At 67.8% G+C, this 6,820-nt stretch carries 8 protein-coding genes; 7 read left to right on the top strand and 1 reads right to left on the bottom strand.

Features of this window, described 5'->3' with window-relative positions:
* The 6 genes from X803_RS17830 to purM all read left to right on the top strand — a co-directional run.
* The coding region (locus X803_RS17830) for an asparaginase (protein ID WP_035777921.1) at positions 1-935 on the top strand (935 nt) is incomplete at its 5' end.
* Between the two features lie 2 nt (positions 936-937).
* Complete coding sequence (locus X803_RS0104575; RefSeq protein WP_026544219.1) at positions 938-1,321, top strand: sterol carrier family protein; 384 nt, start codon at positions 938-940, stop codon at positions 1,319-1,321.
* Positions 1,318-2,763, top strand: a complete 1,446-nt coding sequence (locus tag X803_RS0104570; protein WP_051470451.1) for a DUF2079 domain-containing protein — start codon at positions 1,318-1,320, stop codon at positions 2,761-2,763. Before X803_RS0104575 ends, X803_RS0104570 begins: the two co-directional genes overlap by 4 nt.
* 19 nt (positions 2,764-2,782) lie before the next feature.
* Positions 2,783-3,073 (top strand): hypothetical protein, encoded by a 291-nt coding sequence (locus X803_RS0104565; protein WP_026544217.1) that lies wholly within the window; start codon positions 2,783-2,785, stop codon positions 3,071-3,073.
* A 123-nt stretch (positions 3,074-3,196) separates the two neighbouring features.
* Positions 3,197-4,756, top strand: a complete 1,560-nt coding sequence (purF, locus tag X803_RS0104560) for an amidophosphoribosyltransferase (RefSeq protein ID WP_026544216.1) — start codon at positions 3,197-3,199, stop codon at positions 4,754-4,756.
* Complete coding sequence (purM, locus tag X803_RS0104555; RefSeq protein WP_026544215.1) at positions 4,753-5,880, top strand: phosphoribosylformylglycinamidine cyclo-ligase; 1,128 nt, start codon at positions 4,753-4,755, stop codon at positions 5,878-5,880. Before purF ends, purM begins: the two co-directional genes overlap by 4 nt.
* 117 nt (positions 5,881-5,997) lie before the next feature.
* Here purM and X803_RS0104550 read toward each other — a convergent pair whose 3' ends face one another.
* Positions 5,998-6,225, bottom strand: coding sequence for a DUF3073 domain-containing protein (locus tag X803_RS0104550; protein WP_026544214.1), 228 nt, complete (start codon positions 6,223-6,225; stop codon positions 5,998-6,000).
* Between the two features lie 275 nt (positions 6,226-6,500).
* Between X803_RS0104550 and X803_RS22095 the strand changes: the two genes are divergently transcribed.
* The coding region (locus tag X803_RS22095) for a hypothetical protein (protein ID WP_051470450.1) at positions 6,501-6,820 on the top strand (320 nt) is incomplete at its 3' end.

Genomic DNA, 6,820 nt, shown 5'->3' with positions numbered 1-6,820 from the left:
CCCGCCACATCGGCTCCGCCGTGGTGCTCGCGGCTGACGGCTCCACGGTCACGGAACTCGGCGATGTGAATGCGCCGATCTTCCCTCGCTCCACCCTGAAACCGTTCCAGGCCCTGGCCGCCATGCAGGCCGGGGTCCCGCTGCGGGGGGCGCAGGTAGCCCTCGCGGCGGCGAGCCATGTGGGCAGCCACGAGCACATGGACGTGGTGAAGTCCATGCTGAGCGCGGCGGGCGTCACGGAGGATGACCTGCAGTGCCCCGCCGACTGGCCGCAGGACGAGGAAGCCCGCAACTGGCTCATCCGCACCGACAAGGGGCGCCAGCGGGTGGCGTTCAACTGCTCCGGTAAGCACGCCGCCTTCCTCTGGGCCTGCACCGAGAATTCGTGGGACCACAAGACGTACCTCGACCGGGACCACCCGCTGCAGCAGCGCATCGCCGCCGTCATCGAGGAGTACACCGAAGAGACGGTGGAACACTGGGCGGTGGACGGCTGCGGCGCCCCGCTCGGCGCAGTCTCCCTCACCGGGCTGGCCCGCGGCATCGGCAAGATCGCCAGGGCACCGGGTGACAAGAACGCCGACGCCCGCGCAGCCACCATCGCCACGGCCATGCTCGACTATCCGTGGGCGGTCCACGGCCACGGCCGCGAGAACTCCGTGGTCATGGAAGACCTCGGGATCCTGGCCAAGAACGGCGCCGAGGGCGTCCTCGTGATGGCCGCTCCGACCGGCGTCTCGATGGCGCTCAAGATCCTGGACGGAAACATCCGCGCCACCACCCTGGTGGGCCTGACCCTCCTCGCGGCCTCCGGCGCCCTCGACGCCGAGGACGTGGCACCCGTGCTGGAGAAGGTTGTGCAGCCCGTGCTGGGCGGCGGTGTTCCCGTCGGCAGGCTGCGTCTTGCCGCTCCGGTCATGGCGCTGCTGGACTGACCATGGCACGACGGCGTATCCCTGCGGCCGCGGGCAGCGCTGCGGTCCGCGCGGTGGTCGCCGGCAGCACCGACCGCACCGAACGCGCGACGGCGGTGCGCTACTCCCTGGAGGAGCTCGCCGCCCGAGCACCCGGCAACACCGTGGAGGTGCGCGTCCCGCCGCTGGGGGTCACCCAGTGCGTGGAGGGCCCGCGCCATACCCGCGGCACCCCGCCGAACGTCATTGAAACCAGCGCCGACACCTGGCTTGCCCTGATCATCGGGGAAGTGGACTGGGCACAGGCAGTGGCATCGGGCGCCGTCTCCGCCTCCGGCCAGCGCGCGGACCTCTCCGCACTGCTGCCGCTCTTCCCCCAGGCGCCGCAGCCACCGGGCCCGGCATGATCCTCGAGCGCGACGGCAGCAGGCAGAACTTCCTGGTCCGCGGACTGCGCGGCGCCGGCAGCGCCCTGCGCCGCCAGCCGGTGGAAGGCTGGGCGGTCGCGGGGGCCGCCGCCGCACTGTACACGGTCTTCTCGATCACCCAGTGGAACAGGTTCGACATCCCGTCCTGGGACCTCGGCATCTTCACCCAGCTCGCAAAGGCATACGCCGGCCTCGATGCGCCGATCGTTCCGATCAAAGGCCACGGGTTCAATCTCCTCGGCGACCATTTCCACCCGCTGCTCGTCCTCCTCGGGCCCGCCTATGCATTCTTCCCGTCCGCGCTCACGCTCCTGGTGGTGCAGAACCTGCTGGTGGGCTGGTCGGCCCTGGTGCTCACCCGGCTCGCCGTGCGGCACGTGGGCCGGATGCCCGGGCTGTTCCTCGGGGCCGCCTACGCCCTCTCCTGGGGCATCCAGTCCGCGGTTGCGGTGCAGTTCCACGAAGTGGCGCTCGCGCTGCCCCTCCTGGCGCTGGCAATGGAGGCGTACATCGAAGGCAGGCTGCGCACCGCCGTCGTTGTCAGTGGGCTCCTGGTGTTCGTGAAGGAGGACATGGGGCTTACTGTGTTCGCGTTCGGGCTGGTGCTGGCCTGGCGCTTCCGGAGCCGCTACCTGGCCGGCTTGGGACTGGCTCTGTGGGGGCTCGCCTGGGTGGCGCTGTCCGTCGGCGTCATCCTGCCGGCGCTGAACAGCGGAGGCACCTACGACTATTCCGACCGTATCGACATCGACGCGCTCCTGGCGGACCCGCTTCCTACGCTGTTCGCCATGCTGACCGCCGAACAGAAATACGAGACGCTCTGGCTGCTGCTGCTCGCCGGCGGGTTCCTGTTCCTGCGTTCACCGCTGGCGTGGGTGATGCTGCCCACGCTGCTGTGGCGCTTCGCGGCAGCGAACGAGTCCTACTGGGGGCCCGGCTGGCACTACAACGCCGTGCTCATGCCCGTCCTTTTCGGTGCGCTGATCCACGCCATCCTGCTGGCCCGCCGCAGCAACCGCAGCTGGCTGCGGTCCTATAGCGCCGCCGTCGTGCCGGTTGTCAGCGTGGTGGCGCTGATGCTCCTGCCGGGCCAGCCGCTCGCGGCGCTGTCGAAGCCGGAGACGTTCCAGCAGTCGCCGCGCTGGGATGCGGCGCACCGGATGATGGACCGGATCCCCGAAGGCTCGACGGTGGAGACCGGGGTGGTGCTGATGCCCTACCTGGTGCCGGACGCCGAGGTGTACTGGATCGGAAATGAGAACCCCGCACCGGACTACCTCGTGGTAGACGCCGAGGACTTCAGCTGGGGGCCCGTCCGCCCCGCCACCGCCGAGCAGCATGCCGAGGAGACCTGGCCCGGCGAGGACTACACGCTGGTGTTCGATGAGGCCGGCTACCAGCTGGTCCGGCGGGTGGGCTGATCCCCGGTAGCCTTGAATCATGAGTTCGCAGCAATCTCCCGAACGCCGTCAGGTCACCATCCGGCGGGCCCCGAAGTTCGCCCCGTTCATGGGTCTGGGAGCGCTGATCGGGTTCATCGCGGCGCTGCTGATCGCCTACACCGGGCCGGCCGACCCGACGCTGACCCGCGAGTCCGTGCTGGGCTTCTTCACGGTGGTCCTTGCGCTGCCCGGACTGCTGCTGGGCGGGCTCGTGGTGCTGCTGCTCGACTGGATCAGCGTCCGCCGTATGAAGCAGGCGACGGCGGAGCGCACGGACGACGACGCCTGACCCTCCGGAACTTTTGCGCACCTTTGGCGGCTTCGACCGTGCGCAACCCACCAGAGCTACACGAAAGTTCGCAACATAGCGCATCAGGAAGAGACCCCCGGTACGCCGTGAGAGAATGTAGCAATGGTGCGCGGTGACGGACAGCTTTCCCACGATCTACTTCCCGGCGAAAAAGGCCCCCAGGATGCCTGTGGCGTCTTCGGCGTCTGGGCCCCCGGCGAGGAAGTCGCCAAACTCACGTATTACGGCCTGTACGCGCTGCAGCACCGCGGCCAGGAGTCCGCGGGCATCGCCACCAGCGACGGCACCCGCATCAACGTCTATAAAGACATGGGCCTGGTCTCCCAGGTTTTCGACGAGGCCACGCTGAACACGCTCACCGGCCACATCTCCGTGGGCCATTGCCGTTACTCCACCACCGGGTCCTCAAACTGGGCCAACGCGCAGCCCACGCTCGGCGCCACCGCCGCCGGAACCGTGGCCCTTGCCCATAACGGCAACCTCACCAACTCCGCCGAGCTGTACCAGATGGTCCTCAAACGCCACGGCAAGCCCCGCTCCGGCGAGATGGCGCAGGGCAACACCTCGGATACCGCGTTGGTCACCACCCTGCTCGACGGCGATGACGGCCGCTCACTTGAAGACACTGCACTGGAGCTCCTGCCCACCATCGAGGGCGCATTCTGTTTCGTGTTCATGGATGAGGGCACGCTGTACGCGGCACGGGACCCGCACGGTGTCCGCCCGCTGGTGCTCGGCCGGCTGGAACGCGGCTGGGTTGTCGCATCCGAGCAGGCTGCGCTCGCCACCGTCGGCGCCAGCTTCATCCGGGAAATCGAACCGGGCGAGTTCATCGCCATCGACGAGGGCGGTGTCCGCTCCCGCCGCTTCGCGCCGACCACCCGCGCCGGCTGCGTCTTCGAGTACGTGTACCTGGCGCGCCCCGACGCCGCCATCTCCGGCCGCTCGGTGTACGACTCCCGGGTGGAGATGGGCCGCCAGCTGGCCCGGGAGAACCAGGCAGAGGCCGACGTCGTCATTCCCGTCCCCGAGTCAGGCACCCCTGCCGCTGTCGGTTTCGCGGAAGAGTCCGGAATTCCCTTCGCCCACGGCTTCGTCAAGAACGCGTACGTGGGGCGCACCTTCATCCAGCCCAGCCAGACGCTGCGCCAACTCGGCATCCGGCTGAAGCTCAACGCGCTGGAGTCGGTGATCCGCGGCAAGCGGATTGTCGTCGTCGACGATTCAATCGTCCGCGGCAATACCCAGCGCGCCGTCGTGCGGATGCTGCGCGAGGCGGGTGCAGCGGAAGTGCACGTGAAGATCTCCTCCCCGCCGGTGCGGTGGCCCTGCTTCTACGGCATCGACTTCGCCTCCCGTGCCGAGCTGATCGCCAACGGCGCCGCCGTTGATGAGATCAGCAAGTCCATCGGAGCGGACAGCCTGGCCTACATCTCCGAAGACGGAATGATCAACGCCACCCGGCAACCACGCGAGAAGCTGTGCACGGCCTGCTTCACCGGCGACTACCCCATCCAGTTGCCCGAGGAAGACCGCCGCGGCAAGAACCTCCTCGAGCGGGTTGATCCCGCCGAGAAATCGGGGGCCAACGGGTGCGATCCGGGTCCCGGCAACGAACTCGAGACCCTCCTGACCGACGTAGACAAGAAAGAGCGGGTATGACCTCTTCCGACCCCATCACCTATGCAAGCGCCGGAGTGGACGTCGAAGCCGGCGACCGGGCGGTGGAGCTCATGAAGGACGCCGTCAAGGCCACCCACACGTCCAGCGTGGTGGGCGGCGTCGGCGGTTTCGCAGGTCTCTACGACGTGTCGCGGCTGCTCACCTACCGCCGGCCGCTCCTCGCCACCTCCACCGACGGCGTGGGCACCAAGGTGGCCATCGCCCAGGCGATGGACATCCATGACACCATCGGCTTCGACCTTGTGGGCATGGTGGTGGATGACATCGTGGTGGTCGGCGCCGAACCGCTGTACATGACCGACTACATCGCCTGCGGCAAGGTGGTTCCGGAGCGGATCGCGGGGATTGTCCGTGGCATCGCTGCAGCCTGCTCGGTGGCGGGCACTGCCCTGGTGGGCGGCGAAACGGCCGAGCATCCGGGCCTCCTCGGCGAACACGAGTACGACGTCGCCGGCGCAGCTACCGGAGTGGTGGAAGCAGACGCACTGCTGGGCCCCGACCGCGTCAGGGAAGGCGACGTGATCATCGGCATGGCTTCCTCCGGGCTGCACTCCAACGGCTATTCCCTGGTCCGCCGGGTGATCAACCAGGCGGGTTGGGCACTGGACCGGCAGGTTTCGGAGTTGGGACGCACCCTGGGTGAGGAACTCCTGGAGCCCACCCGGGTCTACGCCTCCGATTGCCTTGACCTTGCCCGGCACTTCCCCCTCGATTCCGACGGCGCCGTCCACGGTTTCAGCCACGTTACCGGCGGCGGTCTCGCTGCGAACCTCGCCCGGGTGCTGCCCCGCGGACTTGAAGCAACCGTGGACCGCTCAACGTGGTCACTCCCCCCGATCTTCAGCCTGGTTTCCGAGCTGGGCAGTGTGCCGTTGCCGGACCTTGAGCGCACGCTCAATCTCGGTGTCGGGATGGTCGCGGTGGTTTCCGCCGCAGGAGCCGACGACGCCGTTGCCCGCCTGAACGAGCGCGGCGTCCCTGCGTGGGTCATGGGCCAGGTAGGACAGGCTTCCGGCGAAGACACCGACGGCCCGGATTACGTACAGGGCGCAAAGGGTGTTGACGGCGGTGCGGTTCGGCTGGTCGGCGCGTACGCGTCCTGACCTGTTCCGGTACACCCGGAGTTCCCCGACACAACAAGAACCAGCGGCCTGACAGATTCTGTCCGGGCCGCTGGTTCTCAACGTGTGGTGTGAGCCTTCAGCTCACAGGAAAGGGACTCAGCCGATGCGGCGGGTGCCGCCGTCGTCCTCTTCATCATCAAACTGGTCCGCGTACTTGTCCTCATACGCCGAATAATCCGGCTCTACCGGATCATCATGGCGGGAGGCGCGACTACCGGGGCCCGTGAGCTCACGCTGGAGCGCCGAGTAGTCTGTGGACGGGCTGAAGTACTTCATGTCCCGTGCCTGCTTGGTGGCTTTCGCCTTCTGACGGCCGCGCCCCATGGCGTGACCCCCTTTTTGCGTCGATCCGGAGGTGGTCGCGTAGCCTTCAGAATTAAAGGCGCAGCGAGGCCCCGGAGTATCCGGTCAATGTGTCGTACCTATAGATTACATGGTTTAACCGGTCCGTCGTGCGGGGCGGACCGGCGCGATCCGGCAATACGTGACAGACAATTCACCCATCATGCGGGAAGGCCCCATTGTTGACTAGAGTCGAGGGGTAATTTGGGAGAAAAAGCCGGCCCGTCACCCGGCAGGCCACGAGGGGGCAGTTCACTATGAGCGATCAGCCGGACAAGCCGGAGGACGGCGATGCCGCGCCGGGTGAACCGTCCACGTCGGAACCGCTCCTCAGCGCTGACGACGTCCATCTCCCGGAACCCGATGTCTCCCCGGAGGCTGTCGAGCCGGAACTGAGCACTTCTGCCGACGAACTCCGCCTGGACGAGCCCACCCTTGGCACCGCCGAAATCAGCGAGGACTCAGCGCAGGCCACGTCGCTGGACGAGGTGGCGGCAGAAGCCCGGTCGGTCGCCCGGGAAGCCGAAGAGGCAGGCACGCTTGCCACCGGCGCGCGAACGGTGGATGACCCCGCGGA

The sequence above is a fragment of the Arthrobacter sp. 35/47 genome, assembly GCF_000520475.1.
Classification (GTDB): Bacteria; Actinomycetota; Actinomycetes; order Actinomycetales; family Micrococcaceae; genus Arthrobacter_D; species Arthrobacter_D subterraneus.
Note: the sequence above shows the minus strand (reverse complement) of the source record. Positions and strands in the feature narration are given on the sequence as shown.